15 protein-coding genes are annotated in these 21,041 nt (G+C 71.4%); 6 read left to right on the top strand and 9 right to left on the bottom strand.

The window, feature by feature from the left end; translation table 11 throughout:
• Positions 1-144: 144 nt before the first annotated feature.
• The gene (locus CBP52_RS14140; RefSeq protein WP_094181487.1) at positions 145-360 is read right to left on the bottom strand and encodes a hypothetical protein; all 216 of its coding nucleotides are present in this window, start codon (positions 358-360) and stop codon (positions 145-147) included.
• Between the two features lie 62 nt (positions 361-422).
• Here CBP52_RS14140 and CBP52_RS14135 point away from each other — a divergent pair, with 62 nt between their 5' ends.
• Positions 423-812 carry a hypothetical protein gene (locus CBP52_RS14135; protein WP_157732645.1) on the top strand — a complete coding sequence of 130 codons (390 nt, stop codon included), beginning with the start codon at positions 423-425 and terminating at the stop codon, positions 810-812.
• A 603-nt stretch (positions 813-1,415) separates the two neighbouring features.
• On the opposite strand, the gene CBP52_RS14130 is transcribed toward CBP52_RS14135, so the two are convergent.
• The 4 genes from CBP52_RS14130 to CBP52_RS14115 all read right to left on the bottom strand — a co-directional run bounded on the left by CBP52_RS14130 (position 1,416) and on the right by CBP52_RS14115 (position 9,158).
• Positions 1,416-2,201, bottom strand: coding sequence for a hypothetical protein (locus CBP52_RS14130; protein ID WP_157732644.1), 786 nt, complete (start codon positions 2,199-2,201; stop codon positions 1,416-1,418).
• A gap of 84 nt (positions 2,202-2,285) precedes the next feature.
• Positions 2,286-3,125: a PKD domain-containing protein gene (locus CBP52_RS14125; RefSeq protein WP_094181484.1), complete on the bottom strand. Its 840-nt coding sequence runs from the start codon at positions 3,123-3,125 to the stop codon at positions 2,286-2,288.
• Complete coding sequence (locus CBP52_RS14120) at positions 3,122-3,733, bottom strand: DUF6318 family protein (RefSeq protein ID WP_198303468.1); 612 nt, start codon at positions 3,731-3,733, stop codon at positions 3,122-3,124. The genes CBP52_RS14125 and CBP52_RS14120 overlap by 4 nt, the downstream gene beginning before the upstream one ends.
• Before the next feature lie 253 nt (positions 3,734-3,986).
• A complete protein-coding gene (locus tag CBP52_RS14115) occupies positions 3,987-9,158 on the bottom strand; it encodes a nidogen-like domain-containing protein (protein ID WP_094181482.1) in 5,172 nt (1,723 codons plus the stop codon).
• A gap of 193 nt (positions 9,159-9,351) precedes the next feature.
• Between CBP52_RS14115 and CBP52_RS14110 the strand changes: the two genes are divergently transcribed.
• Complete coding sequence (locus CBP52_RS14110) at positions 9,352-9,846, top strand: hypothetical protein (RefSeq protein ID WP_157732643.1); 495 nt, start codon at positions 9,352-9,354, stop codon at positions 9,844-9,846.
• A gap of 71 nt (positions 9,847-9,917) precedes the next feature.
• On the opposite strand, the gene CBP52_RS14105 is transcribed toward CBP52_RS14110, so the two are convergent.
• The 3 genes from CBP52_RS14105 to CBP52_RS14095 are packed head-to-tail and all read right to left on the bottom strand — an operon-like array spanning position 9,918 to position 15,777.
• A complete protein-coding gene (locus tag CBP52_RS14105) occupies positions 9,918-12,965 on the bottom strand; it encodes a type I restriction endonuclease subunit R (RefSeq protein ID WP_094181480.1) in 3,048 nt (1,015 codons plus the stop codon).
• On the bottom strand, positions 12,962-14,206 hold the full coding sequence (locus CBP52_RS14100; RefSeq protein ID WP_094181479.1) for a restriction endonuclease subunit S: 1,245 nt from the start codon (positions 14,204-14,206) through the stop codon (positions 12,962-12,964). The genes CBP52_RS14105 and CBP52_RS14100 overlap by 4 nt, the downstream gene beginning before the upstream one ends.
• A complete protein-coding gene (locus CBP52_RS14095) occupies positions 14,203-15,777 on the bottom strand; it encodes a type I restriction-modification system subunit M (protein ID WP_094181478.1) in 1,575 nt (524 codons plus the stop codon). Before CBP52_RS14095 ends, CBP52_RS14100 begins: the two co-directional genes overlap by 4 nt.
• Before the next feature lie 416 nt (positions 15,778-16,193).
• Between CBP52_RS14095 and CBP52_RS14090 the strand changes: the two genes are divergently transcribed.
• From CBP52_RS14090 to CBP52_RS14075, 4 genes are all read left to right on the top strand, one after another.
• Positions 16,194-17,060 carry a GNAT family N-acetyltransferase gene (locus CBP52_RS14090; RefSeq protein WP_094182406.1) on the top strand — a complete coding sequence of 289 codons (867 nt, stop codon included), beginning with the start codon at positions 16,194-16,196 and terminating at the stop codon, positions 17,058-17,060.
• Positions 17,061-17,136: 76 nt separating this feature from the next.
• Entirely contained in the window at positions 17,137-18,138 is a 1,002-nt protein-coding gene (locus tag CBP52_RS14085) for a phosphotransferase family protein (RefSeq protein ID WP_094181477.1), read from the top strand.
• A gap of 38 nt (positions 18,139-18,176) precedes the next feature.
• Positions 18,177-18,617 carry a YciI family protein gene (locus CBP52_RS14080; RefSeq protein ID WP_094181476.1) on the top strand — a complete coding sequence of 147 codons (441 nt, stop codon included), beginning with the start codon at positions 18,177-18,179 and terminating at the stop codon, positions 18,615-18,617.
• On the top strand, positions 18,614-19,882 hold the full coding sequence (locus CBP52_RS14075; RefSeq protein WP_094181475.1) for an RNA polymerase sigma factor: 1,269 nt from the start codon (positions 18,614-18,616) through the stop codon (positions 19,880-19,882). Before CBP52_RS14080 ends, CBP52_RS14075 begins: the two co-directional genes overlap by 4 nt.
• A 57-nt stretch (positions 19,883-19,939) precedes the next feature.
• On the opposite strand, the gene CBP52_RS14070 is transcribed toward CBP52_RS14075, so the two are convergent.
• Positions 19,940-20,830 carry an NAD(P)-dependent oxidoreductase gene (locus tag CBP52_RS14070; protein ID WP_094181474.1) on the bottom strand — a complete coding sequence of 297 codons (891 nt, stop codon included), beginning with the start codon at positions 20,828-20,830 and terminating at the stop codon, positions 19,940-19,942.
• Positions 20,831-21,041: the final 211 nt, after the last annotated feature.

The raw sequence follows: 21,041 nt of genomic DNA, 5'->3' as shown, positions 1-21,041 counted from the left end.
GCGCGTGGGCCAGACCCCGCGCTCGCGGGGTCATGCTTACGGTCGGCAGCGCGCATCGTCGGGTGAAGCGTTGCCGCGGCACGTCACTCTCTCGCGCGTCACGTCGACCGCGGACCTCGCCCCGGTGCCGCGTGGCGGCGCGGGTCACCCCACCAGGTGGCTGCGGAGCTCGGTCACCTCGAACGGGTCCAGCGTCGTCGTCGTCAGGGCCGTGCCGTCGATGGTCCGCCACTCGTGGTCCGGATCCTCGTCGACCCGGTACCTGCCCTCCCACACCGTGGTGACCGGGTCGACCAGCTCAGAGGCCGGTGACATCGTCGGGGTGGCCAGGATGAGCGCTGCAGTGAGCGCGGGAGTCACGAGAGAACCCCGGCCTAGCCTCACCGTCCACTCCCGACCTCATCGTGCTGCCGGACGGTGCGGTGGCATTCGAGGCACCGAACGCCACGCGCGTGTTCGAGGTCCTGGGCGAGGCCGGGTGGCGCGCGGGCGAGCCGTGGACGCCGCTGCGGCGGGACCTGACCGCGCCGGTGGACGCGCCCGGGCTGCGCGTCGAGGTGGTCGAGGCCGGCCACAGTGCGCAGTTCACGGCGGTCCACCGTGCCGTGTGGGGGAACGACCGGTTCACCGACGAGCGGTGGCGTGCCATGGCGGACGGGCCGGCGTTCGCCCGCGCACGGTGCCTGCTCGGCCGGGACTCGTCGGGGGTCGCGGTGGCGGGCCCCGCCGCCAACGGACCGGCCGTTGCCGCCTACCGTTCGGCCGGGTTCGAGCCGGAGCCCGCGCGCCTGGACCGCTCCCGCCCAGCCTGACGCGCGGCGACACCCACCGGGTCCCGTCCGGTATACGCGCGACCCGCCGGTCTCCCGCCCGCTACCGTCCCGGGATGCGCGACCACTCCTCCCTCCCCCACCGCGCCACCGCGCGGCGCCCGGCGTGGCAGGACCTGCCCGACGGCGTGCGCGCGGCCGTCGAGTCCCGCGCGGGGGCGAGTGTGCTGCGCGCGCACACGCAGGACGGGGGGTTCACCGAGGGCTTCGCGAGCCGGCTCGAGCTGGCGGACGGGACGCGGGTGTTCGTCAAGGCGGCGTCGGCGACCCGCGGGGAGCACGCGCACGCCGCCTACCGGCACGAGGCGCACGTCGCGCGCCTGCTGCCGCCCACCGTGCCGGCGCCCCGGTTCCTGTGGACGTACGACGTCGACGACTGGGTCGTCCTCGCGTTCGAGGACGTGGAGAGCGTCACGCCGCAACGGCCGTGGGTGGCCGACGAGCTCGCCGCGGTGCTCGCGGCTCTCACGCGCACCGCGCAGGCGCTGACCCCCGCGCCCGAGGCGCTGCTCCGTCGTCGACCTCGTCCGCGACGCCGAGCGGTTGGCGCGCATCCGTCCGCGCCCGGTGTGCGGACCTCGTCGGTCAGTGCGGCGGTCGCAGGTCAGCGAACGCGGTGTCCGCGTAGCAGCCCAGCTCGCCCCGCTTCAGGTAGACCGGCGGCACGTACACGTCCCGGACCACGCCGTCCGGGCCCCGCTTGACGAGCACGCAGTCGTCACCGTCACCCGTCGCCACCGCGACGACGCCGTCGTCGATCGCCACCGTCACCTCCGCGAGCGGCGTGACACCGTTGGCGTGCGGTTCGAGCCGCGCGGTCACGTCCGCGACCACCTGGTCCTGCGACGGGACCCGGTCCGGCATCGACTCGAGCACGGACCACACCGCCTCGTGCGCGTTGGGCGCGATGCGCGGCAGGCGCGACGGCGGGGCGGGAACCGCCACCAGCCCACCGTCGGGGCAACCGACGCCCTTGGTCTTGAGCACCCCGCGGCGGTGGAACGTCACCTCGAAGCAGTACGGGCCCGGGTCCCGCGTCTCGTCGTCGCCCCACCAGCTCGGGTCCTCCACGACCTCCGCGACGGTGAGCCCCAGCGTGATCGAGCCGATCGGCGAGCCGTACCCGCCGTCCGACTCCCGGTGCTCGACGCCGATCATCACGATGCCGGCTGCGCGTGCCCTCTCCTCGACGCTCTCGGCGATGTCGGCGATCTCGTCACCCTCCGTCCGCGACCCGGCGAGGAGCGTCTCGACCGCCGACCGCGCGGCGTCGCGGCCCCGGGACCTGTCGCTCGAGCAGCCGCTCAGCCCCGCGACGGCCGCGAGCGCGACGACGAGCACGAGGACGGCACGACGAGGGGCGGCAGACACGCGCGTCAGGGTAGCCCGGTGCGCGGTCGATCCGTGCCGGTTCGTCCCGTCCCGCTCATCTCCCAGGTCGACGCTGAGAACGGCTCAGCCGACGAGGCGGCCGCGGAGCTCGGTGACCTCGAACGGCGCCAGAGTCGTCGTCGTGAGCGCGGTGCCGTCGATGTCACGCCACTCGTGGTCCTCGTCCTCGTCGACCCGGTACTTGCCCTTCCACACCGTGGTAAGAGTGACCGTGAACGTGCCCGTCTGCTCGTAGACGTGCTCGACGTCCTTGTTCGGGTACGGGCCGCCCGGGGACGTCGTCGTCAGCGACTGCCCGTCACCGAAGTCCCACGTGTACTCGACCGGCCGGGTCACCACGTCGATCCCGTAGTCGAACAGGCTCGTGCGGAACGTGCGCTCGTCGGGCTCGACCCACCCGATGATCCCCTTGTTCACCAGGACGGTCCCGCCCTCGCCGGGCTGCCGGTGCGCGACGGTGGGGTCGATCGTCAGCTGGCGGAAGTCCTCCTGCGTGAACGGGGGCAGCAGGTCGTCCGGGCACGCCCACCCGATCCGCATCTCCCAGGTCGACCATGGCGAGCTGATCGTCTCCCGCGTTCGCCGCCACAACGGCATCACCGCCTCGTCCTCGCCGCACCCCGGGATGACGACCGTGCCGTTCGGCGGCGAGCACTCCCCGTCGATGTCCGACTCCAGGTACTGCGAGTCGACGTTGCACAACCGCGCGTACGCGTAGTCCACCAGCGGGTTCTTGCGAGCCTTCCACGAGCGGTACTCCACGTAGTTGGTCAACGTGTCGCCCAAGTTGACGCGGTCCTTCACCGGCTCGATCACGCGCTCGGCAGACGCAGGTGTCGAGACGCCGATCGCCAGCGCAGCTCCGAGCCCGAACGCGACGAGCGACCGGTGAACCCGACTCATCGACCGCTTCCGAACTGCTCGACCTGAACCCCGTCCACAGTCCACCCGTCGGCCCCGTGCGAGAGCTTCATGCTTGCGCGGAGCGTCATGTCGCCGGGAAAGTCCTCGATGACGTTGCCGTCGGAGTCCACGGTCTGCGACCCGTGCTCGACGAGCTGGATGCCGACGAGGAAAGAGCCGTCGCGGTCGGTCGCCACCGTTCCCAGACCGATGTCCATGGCACCGCCGGTCCCGTGGTTACCGGCTTCGTGGATCTTGGCAGCTCGTTCACGGCTGCTGGCGCAGAACTGGCAGTCGGGTCCGCTGAGTGCGTCCCACTCCGCGTAGTCGCCGGTCGCGATGATGAACGGGAAGAGCGACATGAAGTACTTGCCGACGGCGATCGCGTTGTCCTCGGTCGCCGGACCGTCGAGGGCCGCGGGACGGGCCGGGGGCTTGGTCACGTCCTGGTCGGGCCCCGAGGTCGGCGCCGCGCTGGGGCTCGACGACGGCGTGGGCGACGGCGACACAGTTGGGGTCGGCACGGGGGTCGCCGAAGTCGTCGTCGGCTCGGGCCTGGCGGCGCCCTCCGCCGTGCAGCCGGCGAGCGCGAGCGCGCTGACCAGCACGAGACCGTACGTTCGAGCCCCCATCGATCGCATGGCGACGAACCTACACATATCGGCCAGAAGGTGGCCGTGGTTCTCCACACCCTCGGACGACGACGCCGGTCAGGTGCGCGGGAGGAGGTCCGCGGTCGTCGGGCGAAGCCACCGGTCGGGCGCGTCGGGCAGGTCGCAGGCCGGACCGCGACCTGGGCGCCCTGCGTGGGGCTCGTGCGGGCGGCGACGAGCCGGTAGCCCGCCGCCGCCCGCATCGGGCTCAGCCCAGCGGCGCCGCCGACGTGAGCCCGGAGACCCGCACCGACGCGACCCGGGAGGTCCAGGAGCCGTCGCCCACCTGGCCGGAGTCGTTCGCACCCCACGAGCGCAGCGACCCGTCGACCTGCGTCACCGCGTGGGCGCCGCCCGCGCTCACCGCGCCCGCGCCGGTCACGCCGGCGACCCGGACGGGGCGCTTGCGGTCCGTCGTCGTGCCGTCGCCGAGCTGGCCGCGGCTGTTGGCGCCGAACGACCAGACCGTCCCGTCGCGCAGGACGACCGTCGAGAAGTCCGAACCGCCGTCGGCGGACAGGACCGCACCGAGCCCGGTCACCTTCACGGGGGCGAACCGCTGGGTGGTCGAGCCGTCGCCGAGCTGGCCCGCGTAGTTGTCGCCCCAGGTGAGCAGGTCGCCGGACGCGGTGACCGCCAGGGTGTGCACGCCGCCCGCGCCGACGGACACGACGCCCGCCAGGCCCGGGACGACCTGCGCGGCGGTGCGGTGGTCGACGGCCTTCCCGTCGCCGAGCTGACCCGCGTAGCCCGCGCCCCAGGTCACCACGGAGCCGTCGGCCCGCAGCGCGACCGAGTGGTACATCCCGCCCGCGACGGCGGTGACGGTCCCGGTGCCCGCGACGCGCGTCGGGGTGGTGACCCGTGCGGACACGGTCCGCCCGACCTGGCCGAACGTGTTGCCGCCCCAGGCCCACACCGAGCCGTCGATCCCGACCGCGAGGCCGTGGTAGCGCCCGGCGCCGATCGCGGCGACCGGCGGCAGGCCGGTCACGCGCACCGGCTTCGTCCGCCGGGTCGTCGTCCCGTCGCCGAGCTGGCCCTCGCCGTTCTCGCCCCACGCCCACACGGTGCCGTCGCCCCGCAGCGCGAGGGTGAAGTGCCCGCCGGCAGCGACGGCCCGCACGTCCGTCAGGCCGGGGACGGCGACCGGGGCCGACGACGCCGTGGTGCCCCCGGTGCCGAGCTGGCCGTTGCCGCCCGCGCCCCACGCGCGGACCGTGCCGTCCGCGAGCAGCGCGACCGAGTGCGAGTCGCCCGACGCGAGGGTCGCGGTCACCGCAAGCTCCAGGGTCACCAGCTGGGCACAGGTCGCGGCGTTGCCGGACGCGTCGGTCGCCGTCCACGTCACGGTCGTCGTGCCGAGGGCGAAGGCGTCCGGTGCGTCCGACGTGACCAACACGTCGGCGTCCACGACGTCGACCGCCGTGGGCGTGCCGAGCGCCGGGACCGCGACGTACCGAGCGTCGACGTCGGCGGCGCAGGTCAGGACAGGCGCCGTCGTGTCGACGACCGTCACGTGCTGGACCGCGGTCGCCGTGTTGCCCGCCGTGTCCGTCGCCGTCCACGTGACCGTCGTCGTGCCCAGGGGCAGCACCGCGGGCGCGTCGGAGACGAGGGTCACCGCAGCCGGCTCGTCCGTGTCGTCGGCGACGCTCACGCCCGGCAGGTCACCGGACCAGCCGGCGCGCGCGTTGCCCTCGAGCTCCTGGTCCTCGACCGTGACCACCGGAGGCGTCACGTCCACGGTGCCGCAGTGCAGCACCAGGTCGAGGTCGGTGACCGGCGGCGGGATCTCCAGCACGTCGCTCGTCGCGACGAGCTCGCCGTCGGGTGCGGTGCACCCGTCCTTGTGCACCGTGAGCCGGTAGTACCCGGCTACGACGTCCCACCCGTAGTACCCGTCCGCCCCCGTCGTCATCGGGTTGACGCGGTTCGCGGGCGACATCAGGTCGCTGCCGTCCGGCACGACGACGAACGGGCCCTCGGGCTCGTCGCTGCGCTCGAGCGTGACGGTCGCACCATCGACCGGCCGCCCCGCCTGGTCGATCACGTGGCCCGACGGGTCGATGTAGACGTCGAACACGATCTCGCGGCTCGCGCCGGACGGGCACTGCACGTCGATCCGGACCTGCGCGGCGCCGACGTGCGGGTACAGCGGCGGGATCGTCACGGCGAACCACCCGGTGCCGACACCCACGGCCGAGCCCGAGGCCAGGCGCGCACCGTCGTCGGACACGACCGCGAACGTCGCCGTGCCGTCCGGGCACCCGGGGAAGCGCACAGTCGTCTCGGAGTGCCAGTTGAGCATCGGGATGTCACCGCTGCCCACGGTCGGCGAGACCGTCACCCCCACCGGGAGGCCGTTGATCGCCGCGAGGTCGATGCTCACGTCGACCTGCGCGTTCGCGGTGACGGTGACCTCGACCGAGCGGGAACGGCCGCTCACGCCCGACGGCGCGAACGCCGTCACCGTGTACCGCCCCGCCGGGATGCCGACGGCCGCGAACGACCCGTCGCTGCCCGTCCGGGTCTGGAAGACGCAGCGGCCGCCGCCCTGCGGGCACACCTGCACCGGGGCGCCGGCCACGGTCCGGCCGAGGCTCGTCACCTCGCCGACGACACCGGTCGACGAGTTGCCCGCGGTGCCGTTGGTGACCGGGTACACGTACCGCCCCGGCGTCGCCAGGCCCACGTTGGAGTGCGACGAGAGCGCGTGCGGACCGCCGTCGACCAGGGCGCCGCTCTCGAGCGAGCCCGGCAGCTGGAAGAACGCGTTGGCGTCACCCGTGCCGGCCGAGTAGCCGGCCGCGGCGGGCGTGCCGCCGAACCCGTTCGTCCCGCCCGACGCGTCACCGGTCTCCCACTGGACCGAGCCGTAGTTGAAGACGATGTCGAAGTCGCCGGCGGCGCGGTCCGCGCGGTCGACCAGCAGGAGCTGCGCGGAGACCAGCTTGTCGAAGTGCGAGTAGTAGTAGCCGACGTTGATCCAGTTCACGCAGAACGCCTGGCGCCCGTTGAACGTCGTCGTCCCGTAGCTGTACGTCACCGGCGCGGAGCCCGAGCCGCGCGTGTCGATGTCCGCGAAGAACGGCGCGATGATCGGTGGCGTGCTCGCCGTGATGTGGAACGGCGTGAACGTGCCCATCGAGTTCTCGAACGTGACGTTCCCGTTGTTGTTGACGTACAGGTACGTGTAGGTCGTCCCGAAGAAGTTCACCGGGAACGGCAGGTCCACCGCGCCGGTCGAGCCGTCGTCGTTCGGCGGGAGCACGGTCGCCGCACAGCTGCCCGACGTGACGAGCGCGCTCGAGTCGAACGTGACCGGCGTGGCGCAGCCCCAGAACGGGCCCGTGGTCGGGCTGTCGGTCTGCGTGCCGACCACCCGGACGTACACGACGCTGCCGTGACCGACGACGATGCCCGTCCACTGCCTGCCGGTCGGCGTCCACGACGTCCCGGTCACCGTGCCCGAGACGAAGAACGGCTCGACGGACGGCCCTTCGGAGACCTCGACCGTGAACCGGTCGTTCTCGAAGTTGCCCTTGTTCCCGCGCGACCAGGAGATCGTCGGCGGTGTCGACACGTCCGCGGCGGGGACCGTCACCTCGTACGACCTCGCCTGCAGCCTGCCGGCGCCCGGTGCGACGTCCGCCGACGCCAGCAGGCAGCCGAGGTCGTTGACCTGGCTCGACGTCAGGCGCGGGCTCCCCGTGGCGGGGTTCACGTGGCGCAGGAAGTCGCTCAGCCGGTCGGCGTCCGCCGCCTCCAGCAGGCGCGTCATGCGCAGCGCGCCGATCGCCGTGCCGTCCTGGTAGGAGAAGCCCGACCGCCCCGACTGCGTGAGGTTGAACAGGATCGCGGCGACCGCGACCTCGTTGTCCTCGCCGCCCGACCGGTGACCGCCGTCCATCTCGACGCTGAAGCTGGGGTCGTTGCCGTTCGCGTCGCGGGGGATGCCGCCGGTGGACGTCCGCACGAGGTCGTCGTACCGGCCGTCGCCCACGCCCGGGATGGTGGGGTGCGGCGCAAGCTGTCCGGACGCGATCGAGAAGTAGTCGCCGTATCCCTCGGACCACGCGAGCTTGCCGCCCTCGTCCTTGCCGCGTCCCGGGTCGGGCCCGCAGACGTCGGTGGCGAGGTTGTCGGTGAAGCAGTGCGTCCCGCCGGGTCGGTCCGTCAGCCCGTGGTGCGCGTCGAACCAGTGCCCGTACTCGTGCGCGATGACGTCCCAGGCGCTCCACTCCCACTCGCCGATGTGCAGGCCCGAGCTGTTCTGGTACGCCCCGTTGTCGTCCCCGTACGGGTACCTGACCGTGACGCGGGGCACGTCCCCGCCGGACATCTCGCCGAACAGGTACGCGCTCCACAGCGCGTCGTGGACGGCGAACGCCGTCTCGTCGGCCCCGTTGCGTCCGACGGTGATACTCACCGTCTTCGTCGTCCCGGCGGGCACGCCGCCGGGCACGAGCACGGACTGCTGGTGCGGCATCGTCACGAACGGCAGCGGCTGGGAGATGACGCCGCCCGCCTCGCTCGACGCGACGAACGTCACCTGCAGCACGTCGCTCATGCCGACGCTGCGGCTGTACTCGTAGTAGCCCTGGTCGTCGGTCGTGACCGTGTCGAGCAGCCAACCGTTCTCGAGGATCTGGACCTCGATGTGCCGCGCGGGGTGCGTCGCGCCGTTCCAGTCGGTCCAGCGCGCGTAGCCGCGCACGACCGCCGAGCCGGCCGCCGCCGCTGCCGACTGCGAGACGGACTGCGTGACCGAGTCGGCCGGCGCTACGAACACCTGCTCCAGCGCCGTCTCACGCGCCTGCGGAGTGTCGTTGTCGGCGGCGATCGCGTTGCCCAGTGCCGCCATCGAGTTCTCACCGGTGACGACCGAGCCGTCCTCGGTCGGCTGGAGCCACAGCGACGACGAGCGCGACGCGAGCGCGCCGTCGACCTCGCGCATCGTCGTCAGCGAGACCGCGCCCGCCTTGTCGTCCCCGACGACGACCGGCACGGTCACCTCCGCGACGCCGCTCGCGTCCGTGACGACCGTCGTCCCCGCGAGCGCCGGGTCCACGTCGCCCTGGCCCAGGAACGACACGTCGAAGCTCGTGTCCGCCGGGCCGGTGAGGGTGAACACCGCGTCGCCGTCGCGGTAGTCCGCGGAGATGTCGACGGCCTCGTCGTCGTCCCGGGCCGGCGCCGCGTCCTGCGCGGGCTCCTGCCCGGTGCCCGAGAGGCTCTCGACCGCGGCGGAGGGGTCGGCCTTCGCGCCGTCGGTGACGCTCGCTCCGCGCACGTCGGGCTCGACAGCGGTGGCGGCCTGGTTTCCCGTCGCGACCAGCGCGAGGGCGATCGTCGCGACGACGAACGTTCGGGACATACGGCGGGACAGGTGCATGGGGGGTGGTCCTCCGAGCTCCGGCACTGGGCGGAACGCAACGTAGGACGCGGAACGGGACGCCATGGCCGGTCTCGCCAGGTATCACTCGAATGCCGTGGATCTGGACTCTCCCGGCACCGCCACACGGATGACCTGCATCGACGCGGTGGCGAAGCTCTGCGAGGGTGACCCCATGTCACGTCCGGGCCGCCCGCTCGTCGTCGTCGCGTGCGCTCTCGTCGCGCTCGTCGGCTGCCAGGAGCCCGACGGCCCGGGCGCCGCGACACCGGGTGCCTCGACGCCGGACGCGACGACGGCGGCCGCGACCTCCGCGGACGACTGCAACCACCCGCCCGACACGGGCGGGGGCGACGGTGGTCTCGGTGCGGGGTTCGACTACACCGAGGAGCACCACGACTTCGGCGACTCCGCGACGGTGACGCTGTGCATGACCGTGCCCGGGGGTGCGGTGCGCGCCGCGGGGTCGGCCGCGCACGTCGTCGTGACCCCGCAGTCCCTGCCCGGCCCGGGCACGCGGTTCACGTTCACGGTGACGGTGTCGCCCGGGCCATCGGGCGGGCTCGACCTCGAGGTCGTCGACGACGACGGGGATCCGGGCATCACGTTCCACGGGCCGGCGGTCCAGACCGACGACTCCGGCTGGTACCTGGGCGCCGCACGCGGGTGACGCGTCGCCGAGCGCCTGCGGAAGCCCAGCAGGTACGTCCCGGCGGCGACCGGTCCGCAGCCGGGTCACGCTCACGCGAGGTCGAAGAAGCGATCGAAGAAGGCGGTGAGCCTGTCGATCACGGCCTGCTTCTTCGCGCCGTGGTTCGCGCCCTTCGCGAAGCGGGAGACCGGCGGGAGGATCCTCGTGACGGACGTGCCGGTGGTGCGCACCTGCCCGTCGCGGAACGCGCTGTCGACGAAGGCGCGGGTCTCGTCGGGCCGGAGGTTCTCGTCGGTGATGATCCGCTGGAGCTCCTCCTCCCTCTTGGCGGCGACGTAGGCGCGCCACTCCTCGGCGACGTCCTCGTCGATCGACAGGCGGTCGACGAACTCCTCGATGAGGTCCTTCTTGTTGCGCAGGGAAGGGCTCGAGTCGACGGCGCGGTCGATGGTCGCCCTGATCTCCTTGTCCGCGCCGTCGCCCTTGGCGGCCCGGTACTGCTCGACGAGCATGAGGATGTAGTCGACGTTGATCTCGACCTGCTTGATCAGCTCGATCTCGAAGACGACGTCGTCGTTGATGGACTCGCGGTCCGCCGTGTCGGTGCGACGGAACGACTGGTAGAGGTCCAAGTAGACCGACTGGTAGTCCTGCAGGTCGCGGTCGGAGAGGATCTGGTTGCCGGCGAAGTCGTCGAACGACACCAGGATGTTGCGCAGCCGCAGCAGCGCGCCGAACAGGGCGATGAAGTCCTTCTGGGCCCGCTCCCCGACGATCTGCACACCGAGCGGGAACCGCTCGCGCAGCTCGGTGACCTTGTCGGCGTACTCGCCGGCGTACTCCGCGTACGGCTTGAGCAGCACGATGCCGGCGGCGTCCTTGTTACCGAACAGTGCGATCGCGTCGTTGGTCTGCGTCTCCAGGTCGCGGAAGGAGACGATGTTGCCGTACGTCTTGACCGAGTTGAGGATCCGGTTGGTGCGCGAGTACGCCTGGATCAGGCCGTGCGCGCGCAGGTTCTTGTCCACCCACAGCGTGTTGAGGGTGGTCGCGTCGAACCCGGTGAGGAACATGTTGACGACGATGACCAGGTCGACCTCGCGGTTCTTCATCCGCAGCGACAGGTCCTTGTAGTAGTTCTGGAACTGGTCGGCGCTCGTGTCGTACGAGGTGCCGAACATGTCGTTGTAGTCCTGGATCGCGTCCTCGAGGAAGGTGCGCGAGCTCGGATCGAGGTCGTGCGTCTCGAACTGCTCCTCACCGAGCAGCCCGGCTGCTGTCTCGTCCTCGGCCTCGTTGGCGGCGTAGGAGTAGATGAGCGCGATCTTGAGTCGCTTCGCCTCGGGGAGGTCCGCCTGGAGGCGTCCGAACGCGTTGTAGTAGACCTTCGCCGCCGTGATGGAGGCGGTGGCGAACAGGGCGTTGAAGCCGGCGACGCGTCGGTCCTGCAGCGCGTACGTCTGGTTGCGCTTGGTCTTCTGGTCGAAGTGGTCCAGCACGTACTGCGCGACCTTGCGGACGCGGACCGGGTCGAGGAGCGCCTTCTCGGTGTCGATCGCGGAGACCTGCTTGTCCACCACCGCGCCGACCTTGACGGTGTTGACGTAGTCGATGCGGAACGGCAGGACGTTCTTGTCGTTGATCGCGTCGACGATCGTGTACGTGTGCAGCTTGTCGCCGAAGGCCTGCGCCGTGGTGCGCAGCGTCGGGTTGCCGCCGGTGCCGGCGTTGTCCGCGAAGATCGGTGTGCCGGTGAACCCGAACAGGTGGTACCGCTTGAACGCCTTGGTGATCGCGGTGTGCATGTCACCGAACTGGGAGCGGTGGCACTCGTCGAAGATGACGACGACGTGCCCGCCGTAGATGGCGTGCCCCTTGTTCTTGGCGACGAAGGTGGAGAGCTTCTGGATGGTGGTGACGATGATGCGCGCGGACGGGTCCTCGAGCTGCCGCTTGAGCACGGCGGTGGAGGTGTTGGAGTTGGCCGCGCCCTTCTGGAACCGGTCGTACTCCCGCATGGTCTGGTAGTCGAGGTCCTTGCGGTCGACGACGAACAGCACCTTGTCGACGTCGCCGAGCCGTGAGGCGAGCTGTGCGGTCTTGAACGACGTGAGGGTCTTGCCCGAGCCGGTGGTGTGCCAGACGTACCCGCCGGCGGCGGTGGTGCCGTACTGCTTGAGGTGGGTGGACGTCTCGATGCGGTTGAGGATCCGCTCGGTCGCGGCGATCTGGTACGGGCGCATCACGAGCAGCATGCGGTCCGCGGTGAGCACGCAGTACTTGGTCAGCACGTTGAGCAACGAGTGCTTGGCGAAGAACGTCCTGGTGAACCCGACCAGGTCGGTGATGGGCCGGTTGGTGGCGTCGGCCCACCAGGACGTGAACTCGAAGGAGCTGGACGTGCGGCGGCCGCGCTTGGCCTTGCCCTGCTCGTCGAGGTGCAGGGCGCGGGTGGTGTTGGAGTAGTACTTGGTGAGCGTGCCGTTGCTGATGACGAAGAGCTGGACGTACTCGAACAGCCCGGACCCGGACCAGAAGGAGTCGCGCTGGTACCGGTTGATCTGGTTGAACGCCTCGCGGATGTCGACGCCGCGCCGCTTGAGCTCGACGTGCACGAGCGGGAGCCCGTTGACGAGGATCGTCACGTCGTACCGGTTGGCCCGCTGTGCGGGACCGTCCGGGCCTGCCGCCGCCCCGGGGACCTCGTACTGGTTGACGACCTGCAGCCGGTTGTTGTGGACGTGGGTCTTGTCGAGCAGCGTGATGTTCTTCGACGTGCCGTCGTCCCGCTTGAGCAGCTGGACGTGGTCCTCCTGGATGCGGACAGTCTTCTCGACGATGCCGTCCCGCTCCCCGGAGATCTTCTCGGTGAAGAAGCGCTGCCACTCCGCGTCCGTGAACGTGATGTGGTTGAGCGCCTCGAGCTGGGTGCGCAGGTTCGCGACCAGGTCGGCCTCGGAGGTGATCGGCAGGTAGTCGTACGCCTGCTCCACCAGCAGCCGGATCAGCTCGGCCTCGAGCGCCGACTCCGACTGGTAGCGCGTCGCCTCAGCCGGGTCTGCCTGGAACTCCGCGACGACCGTCGACTCCGACGACAACGCGATCGGCTCGAACCGGCTCCCCGACCCCTCGCTCATGCCGTCTTCTCCTTGAACGTCAGCAGGCGATCCCGGTAGTACGCGTACTGCTGACGGCGGGCCTCGATCTCCGCCGGCAGACCGGAGGACAGGTCGTTCACCAGCGCATCGAACTTGCTGAGGACAGCCACGATCCGCTCCTGCTCCCCGAGTGACGGTACTGGCACCACGACCCCACCAAGATCGTTCTGGCTCACCTTCCACACCCCGGAGGACGCCTTTGCGATCTGCTCAATTCTCGCCCGCACCGGGCGGCTCTCCCACACGTGGAACAGGTACTTCTGGGACACCAGTTGCAGGTTCGGTCGCGCACGGATCATCGTGTCGGGGAACGCCACATCCTCACCATGGTCGACCATGCAGGCCCGAGCCAAATAGTCCTTGGAGCCATTACCGCGCGCGAACAGCAGATCACCGGCTTCGATCCTGAACCGCTGCCCGGCCACCGCGTCCCACGCGCCACGCTTCTGCTCACGCACATCGACCACGGACCCATGCAACGCCGTCAGACGTAGAACTGGATACCCGTCCCCGTCCTGAACTGATCGGCCGTTCGCCAGTGGCTCCTTCAACAAGTCGCTCAAAGCTGCCCACCTGACTCTCTCTCTCCCAGCAAACGAGAGGAGCGCGTCCCGATAGTGGGCGTACTGCTGACTGCGGGCCTCCAGCTCCGCCTCCAGCTCCGCCTCCAGCTCCGCCTCCAGCTCCGCGAAGGCATCCAAGACCCTCACAATTTCCCGCTGAACCTCCAGATGCGGCACCGGGACAACGATCTTGGCAAGACTCTCCCCACCAACTCGCTTGACTTTGGCGCGAGCCACGTACCTTTCCTTCTGGGCATGGAAGTCCCCCGACTGCATCACGTACGCCATGTAGGTCGGATCTTCCGCCGAACGGAACGCGTAACAGTCGTCGTGGATTGCGACCTTCTCAGCACCGAGCCAGGCGACCGCCTTTGCGACGTCTTCGACCGTCTCTCCCACGCCCGCGAGGATGACGTCCCCAGGCTCGGCGAACCGCAGAGCTCCGGCGATCTCCTTGCGAACACAGGAAAACGCCTCGGTCGCAGACGTTCCGTAGCGTGTGTAGATCTCGCCATAGTGAACGCACGGAATTCCCACGTTGGTCATGTCGTTCTTGGTGAAGCGTCGCCCTCGAACGAAGGTGCCGACCTCACCGAGTGGCCGTCGGTCGACACCGTTCGGCGCGTACCGCTCGATCAAGTCATCGATCCGGCTCACGCGTCTGCGCCTTCGAGGTCGGCCACGATCGCGTCGATCTGCTCTCGTAACACGGCCTGGCGCTCGACGATCCCCGCAATCCGAGTATTGAGCTCGGTGATGTCGACGACCTCACGGGTGTCCTCGGCCTCCACCCACGACGACACGGAGATGTTGTAGCCGTTCTCGCCGATCGCCTCGTTCTCGACGAGCCGCGCGAAGTGCGCCACGTCCCGACGTGCGGTGAACGCCTCCAGAATCCTCGACTGGTTCACCTCGGCGAGCTTGTTCTTGTTCCCGCCGCGCACAAACTCGGCGCTCGCGTCGATGAACAGCACGGCGTTGTCGGTCTTCGACTTCTTCAGCACGATGATGCAGGTGGCGATCGTGGTACCGAAGAACAGATCGGGCGGAAGCTGGATGACCGTGTCGACGTAGTTGTTGTCGATGAGGTACTTGCGGATCTTCTGCTCCGCACCGCCGCGGTACAGCACGCCGGGGAACTCGACGATCGCCGCGGTGCCGTTGACAGCCAGCCACGACAGCATGTGCATCGTGAACGCCAGGTCCGCCTTGGACTTGGGGGCGAGCACACCGGCCGGCGCGTAGCGCGGGTCGTTGATGAGCAGCGGGTTGGCGTCCCCTTCCCACCGGATCGAGTACGGCGGGTTCGACACGATCGCCTCGAACGGCTCGTCGTCCCAGTGCGCCGGGTCGATCAGGGTGTCGCCGTGGGCGATGTCGAAGTCCTCGTAGTTGACGTCGTGCAGGAACATGTTGATCCGGCACAGGTTGTACGTCGTCAGGTTGATCTCCTGGCCGAAGTACCCGTTGCGCACGCCGTCCTTGCCGAGCACCTTGCGGTACTTCAGCAGCAGCGACCCCGAGCCGCACGCCGGGTCGTAGACCTTGTTGACGCTCGTCTTGCCCACCACGGTGATGCGCGCGAGCAGCTCGGACACCTCCTGCGGCGTGTAGTACTCCCCGCCGGACTTGCCGGCCGACGAGGCATACATCTGCATGAGGTACTCGTAGGCGTCACCGAACGCGTCGATCTTGTTCTCGCTGAACGCCCCGTCGCCGAGGTTCAGGTCGCCGATAGCGTCGAGCAGCTTGACGAGCCGCTCGTTGCGCTTGGCGACCGTCGGCCCGAGCTTGTTCGAGTTGACGTCGAGGTCGTCGAACAGACCCTTGAGGTCGTCCTCCGCGCGGGTCCCCACAGCGGACTGCTCGACGTTGCGGAACACCCGCTCGAGCGTCTCGTTGAGGTTCGCGTCCCGGTGCGCGCGGGAACGCACGTTGACGAACAGCTCCGAGGGGCGGATGAAGAAGCCCTTCTCGGCGACGACGTCCCGCACGAAGTCGGGGTCCTCGACGTCACCGTTCGAGAGCTTCGCGTAGTCGAAGCCCGCGTCGCCTGCGTCGTGCTCATGGGCGTTGAGGTACGCCGTGAGGTTCTCCGAGATGTACCGGTAGAACAGGAACCCGAGCACGTACTGCTTGAAGTCCCAGCCGTCGACGCTGCCGCGCAGGTCGTTCGCGATCCTCCAGATGGTCTTGTGCAGCTCGGCCCTCTGGGTCTCGCGGTTCATGCCCCGGACCCTAGCCGCGCGCGCCGACAGACCCCCGGACGCGCGCCGTCGCCAGCGGCTAGCGTGACCGGGGACGTCGTCGCTACAACGGCGAGCTGAGCAACAGCCCGTTCTCGACCAAGCGGGCCGAGCTCGCCGAGTCCGGCCTCTGGATGAACCAGCCGACCGCGGCCACCGACTCCCGGAGCGTCGAGCAGATCCGTGCGCGCGGCGAGCCACGACCAGCCCTCGGAGATGTCCACGTCGTAGGGAGGCACCGAACGGACGGGTTCGTGGCACTGGATGCCTCCAGATATCTGGTCCAGACATCAAGGACCGCTGCTCGCCACCGAGCGCTCGGCCCCACCACTGGCCGGAATCGTCGACGCTCCGAAATGCGGGTGCGGATCCCGGCGCACCCGGTGTGGGATCGGGCCATGCGCATCGCTGTGTCGACGCCCACGGCCCGGGAGCTCCCGTTCGTCGTCGAGACGCTCCGGACCTGGCAGGACGAGAGCGCACCGCTGCAGCTCCACCCCGGCGACCTCGGGTGGTCCTGGCGGGACGGGACCAGCGCGGTCGCCGCAGCGGTGCGGACGTGGACCCGGGACGGGATGCTCGTCGCCGTCGGGTTCCTCGACGGGCCCGACGCGTTGCGGATGACCGTGGCGCCGGGGCTGTGGCGGGACGACGACGTCGCGCGGCACGTCGTCGAGGACGTGTCCGACCCCCGGCGGGGCGTGCTGCCGGACGGTGCGGTGGCGGTCGAGGCACCGAACGCCACCCGCGTGTTCGAGGTCCTGGGCGAGGCCGGCTGGCGCGCGGGCGAGCCGTGGACGCCGCTGCGGCGGGACCTGGCCGAGCCGGTGGACGCGGCCGGGCTGCGCGTCGAGGTGGTCGAGGCCGGCCGCAGCGCGCAGTTCACGGCGGCCCACCGTGCCGTGTGGGGGAACGACCGGTTCACCGACGAGCGGTGGCGTGCCATGGCGGACGGGCCGGCGTTCGCCCGCGCGAGGTGCCTGCTCGGCCGGGACTCGTCGGGGGTCGCGGTGGCGGGGGTGACCGTGTGGTCGGCCGGGTGCGGGCGGCCGGGACTGATCGAGCCGATGGGCGTGCACCCCGAGCACCGCGGTCGGGGCCACGGCCGGGCCATCTGCCTGGCCGCGGCGGCGGCGCTGCGCGAGGCGGGCTCGTCGTCGGCCCTCGTCTGCACCCCCGCCGCCAACGAACCGGCCGTCGCCGCCTACCGGTCGGCCGGGTTCGTGCCGGAGCCCGTGCGCCTGGACCGCTCCCGCCCTGCCTGACGCGAGCCGACGCCCGCACCGGGCCGCGTCGGGTAATCGCGCGACCCGCCGGCCTCCCGCCCGCTACCGTCCCGGGATGCGCGACCACTCCTCCCTCCCCCACCGCGCCACCGCGCGGCGCCCGGCGTGGCAGGAGCTGCCCGACGGGGTGCGCGCGGCCGTCGAGTCCCGGGCCGGGACGCGTGTGCTGCGCGCGCACACGCAGGACGGGGGGTTCACCGAGGGCTTCGCGAGCCGGCTCGAGCTGGCGGACGGGACGCGGGTGTTCGTCAAGGCGGCGTCGGCGTCCCGCGGTGAGCACGCGCACGCGGCCTACCGGCACGAGGCGCACGTCGCGCGCCTGCTGCCGCCCACCGTGCCGGCGCCCCGGTTCCTGTGGACGTGCGACGTCGACGACTGGGTCGTCCTCGCGTTCGAGGACGTGGAGAGCGTCCCGCCGCAACGGCCGTGGGTGGCCGACGAGCTCGCCGCGGTGCTCGCGGCTCTCACGCGCACCGCGCAGGCGCTGACCCCCGCGCCCGAGGCGCTGCTCCCCTTGGACACCACTGCCGACCTCGACCCCGAGCTCAGCTTCTGGCGGCGCTGCGCCGCGGGCGAGGCCGACCGCGCCCTGGTGCCAGCACCCTGGCGGCACCGGGTCGAGGAACTCGCCGCGATCGAGAGCGGGTGGGCGCAGGCTGCCGCCGGCGACACCGCCGTGCACTTCGACCTGCGCGACGACAACGTGCTGCTCGCCGCGGACGGGCGGGTGCTGGTGTGCGACTGGAACTGGCTCCAGCTCGCCGCGCCCTGGGTGGACCTCGTCGGCCTGCTCGTCGGCGTGCACGGCGACGGGCTGGACGCGGAGCAGGTCCTGGCGACGCACCCGCTGAGCCGGGACGTCGCACGCGCGTCGGTCGACGCCTTCCTCGTCGCGCTCGCCGGGTACTTCGTCGACGCCGCCGGACGGCCGCCCGTCGAGACCTCGCCGTGGCTGCGCGTGCACCAGGCGTGGTACCGCGAGGCGGCGCTGGGCTGGCTGGCCACCCGGCTGTCCGCTGATGTCGAGACCGGCAGGTCGGCTCCGTCCCCCGGGTGAGCGTGCCGTTGTGGGCACCGACCGGAAGGATCACCGCCATGACCACGTACCTGCTGATCGTCGACTTCCAGCCCGGCGTCGACGACACCCCGATGTCCGAGTGGGACCCGGCCGACGTGGACGCCCACCTGGCCTACTACGGCCGGCTCAACGCGGAGCTGGAGGCGAGCGGGGAGCTCGTGGACGGCACCATCCTCACCGGGCCGGACCTCGCGCTCGTCGTCCGGTCGGACGGCACCGCCCCGGTCGTCACGGACGGGCCGTTCCAGGAGTTCAAGGAGTGGGTGGCCGGGTTCCAGGTCATCGACGTCGAGTCCCGCGAGCGCGCGGTCGAGATCGCCGCGCTCGTGTCCGCCGTGCCGGGCCGCGGTGGCGTGCCGCTGCAGCAGCCGATCCAGGTCCGGCGGGTCATGGACGCGGGACCGGCCGACGCCGACGAGATGCGCGAGTGGCTGCGGGACGCGGGTGAGGGCGCCTGACCGGCCCCGCCGCGGGTGACGCGGTCGACGACCTGCTGCGCCGGCACGGGCCGCGGGCCGTCGGCGCGCTCACCCGCCGGTACCGGGACCTCGACGGCGCGGAGGACGCGGTGCAGGAGGCCCTGCTGGCCGCCGCGACGCGCTGGCCGGTGGACGGTGTCCCGGACGACCCGCGCGCGTGGCTCGTCACCGCCGCGAACCGCCGCTACCTCGACGCGCTGCGCAGCGACCAGGCCCGCCGGGCTCGCGAGCAGCGCGTGGCGGGTGAGCCGTCGCCGGGTGCGGCCGCGCAGGAGGACGACAGCCTCGTCGTCCTGTTCCTGTGCTGCCATCCCGCGCTGCGCCCCGCGTCGGCCGTCGCGCTCGCCCTGCGCGCGGTCGGCGGGCTGACGACCGCGGAGATCGCCCGCGCGTACGGCGTGCCCGAGGCGACCATGGCGCAGCGGATCAGCCGCGCGAAGAAGCAGGTCACGCTCTCGGGCAGGCCGTTCGCGCTGCCGGTGGGCGACGAGGGCGCCGCGCGGCTGCGCAGCGTGCTGCACGTCCTCTACCTCATGTTCAACGAGGGGTACACGGCTGCGGCGGGCGACGACCTGGTCCGCGTGGACCTGTGCGACGAGGCGGTGCGGCTCGCACGGATGGTGGTCGCCGCGCTCCCCGACGAGCCCGAGGCGGCGGGTCTGCTCGCGCTCATGCTCCTGCTCGACGCGCGCCGCCCCGCCCGCACGGACGCGGCCGGGAACCTCGTCCCGCTCCCGGTGCAGGACCGGTCACGCTGGGACGCGGCGGCCGTCGCCGAGGGGCTGGCGTCGGTGGACCGGCTGCTGGCCGGCGGCGCGGTGGGCGAGTACCAGCTGCAGGCGGCGATCGCGGCGGAGCACGACCGCGCGCCCACCGCGGACGCGACCGACTGGCCGCGGATCGCGGCGCTGTACGGGCTGCTCGAGGAGCTGACGGGCAGCCTCGTCGTGACCCTGAACCGCGCGGTCGCGGTCGCGATGGTCGACGGGCCGCACGCCGGGCTCGCGGTGCTGGACACCGTGCTGGGTACCGTGCGCGACGGCGTGCGGGACGACGAGGGCCGCGGCCGCGGCGCGTTCGCGGGCGACCCGCACCGCCTCCCGGCGCTGCGCGCCCACCTCCTCGAGCAGGCCGACGACCCCGCCGGCGCCCTCGCGGAGTACCGCCGGGCGCACGGCCTCGCGACCAACCTGGCCGAGCGGCGGCACCTCGCGGCGCAGGTCGCGCGGCTCGAGAGGCGCTGACGACGACGGTCGGGCCCGGCGACGGCGTCCAGGCTCGGTGAGGGCGTGCGGCGAGCCTCAGACCTCGTCGCGCCAGGTGTGCTGCGGGTCGTAGCCGAGGAGTCGGCGTGCCTTGTCGATGGACAGGAGCGTCTCGCGGCCCTCGATCGGGCGCTTCACCGGGACGTCCGGGAAGTACTCGGCGACGAGCTCCGCCGACGGGCGCTCCAGCACCGTGTCGGGCGAGGCGATGACGAACGCCTCGAACCCGCGCAGGTCGCTCTCGAGCGCGAGCCGGACCGCGAGCGCCCCGTCGCGTGCATCGATGTACCCCCACAGGTTCCACATCCGGCTGCGCGGGTCGTCCGCGAAGCCGGGGAACGCGGCGTAGTCCGCGACGTCCATGACGTTGGAGAAGCGCAGCCCGATCAGCTTGAGCTCGGGGTCCCAGCGCGTGAAGTGCCGGGCCATCTCCTCCTCCACCGCCTTGCCGAGGGAGTACGTGCTCTCGGGGCGGACGGCGTACTCCTCGTCGACCGGGACGTACGGCGGCGGCGTCTCGAACGGCAGCCCGAGGACGGTCTCGCTGGACGCCCAGACGACGTTCGTGATGCCGGCGCGGCGCGCGGCGCTGAACACGTGGTGGGTGGCGACGACGTTGTTCGCGAACGTCGCACCGCTCGGGCGCAGCCCCGGCGCCGGGATGGCCGCGAGGTGCACCACGGCATCGACGCCGTCGTACCGGTCGTCGATCCCCGTGAACGCCTCGGTGACCTGGCCCAGGTCGGTGAGGTCGACCCGGGTGAAGAGCGCCTTCTGGCCCGGCGGCGGGGGCGCGGTGTCCACGTTGACGACGTCGTACCCGTGCGTCGCGAGGTGCTCGACGACCGCGCGGCCGAGCTTGCCGCTGCCACCGGTCACGACGACGCGGCTCGTGCGCCGGCCCGGGACGTCACTCGCCACACTCATGCGCTCATCACACCACGGGCCGGGGGTGACCACGGGTTGAAGCGATTCGGGTGGGATCGGGACGCATCGACCTGTGCCAGGTTGGGCCCGAGATCGTGTGAGCGATCACACGACTGATGCCATGGACACGTTGAGACGGTCATGGACGACATGGACGTCGTGCAGCCACGCCTCCCACGCGGACGGCACCCACCGGCGGTGGGAGCACGTC

Origin of the sequence: Cellulomonas sp. PSBB021, assembly GCF_002240455.1 — a bacterium.
GTDB classification, from domain to species: Bacteria; Actinomycetota; Actinomycetes; order Actinomycetales; family Cellulomonadaceae; genus Cellulomonas; species Cellulomonas uda.
This window is presented reverse-complemented; position numbering and strand designations above follow the sequence as displayed.

Excerpts from the sequence above, each read along its gene's own strand:
- CBP52_RS14085 (WP_094181477.1), top strand. The coding sequence starts at position 17,137 with ATGCGCGACCACTCCTCCCTCCCCCACCGCGCCACCGCGCGGCGCCCG.
- CBP52_RS14090 (WP_094182406.1), top strand. The coding sequence starts at position 16,194 with ATGCGCATCGCTGTGTCGACGCCCACGGCCCGGGAGCTCCCGTTCGTC.
- CBP52_RS14105 (WP_094181480.1), bottom strand. The coding sequence starts at position 12,965 with ATGAGCGAGGGGTCGGGGAGCCGGTTCGAGCCGATCGCGTTGTCGTCG.
- CBP52_RS14110 (WP_157732643.1), top strand. The coding sequence starts at position 9,352 with ATGTCACGTCCGGGCCGCCCGCTCGTCGTCGTCGCGTGCGCTCTCGTC.
- CBP52_RS14080 (WP_094181476.1), top strand. The coding sequence starts at position 18,177 with ATGACCACGTACCTGCTGATCGTCGACTTCCAGCCCGGCGTCGACGAC.
- CBP52_RS14070 (WP_094181474.1), bottom strand. The coding sequence starts at position 20,830 with ATGAGTGTGGCGAGTGACGTCCCGGGCCGGCGCACGAGCCGCGTCGTC.
- CBP52_RS14095 (WP_094181478.1), bottom strand. The coding sequence starts at position 15,777 with ATGAACCGCGAGACCCAGAGGGCCGAGCTGCACAAGACCATCTGGAGG.
- CBP52_RS14115 (WP_094181482.1), bottom strand. The coding sequence starts at position 9,158 with ATGTCCCGAACGTTCGTCGTCGCGACGATCGCCCTCGCGCTGGTCGCG.
- CBP52_RS14125 (WP_094181484.1), bottom strand. The coding sequence starts at position 3,125 with ATGAGTCGGGTTCACCGGTCGCTCGTCGCGTTCGGGCTCGGAGCTGCG.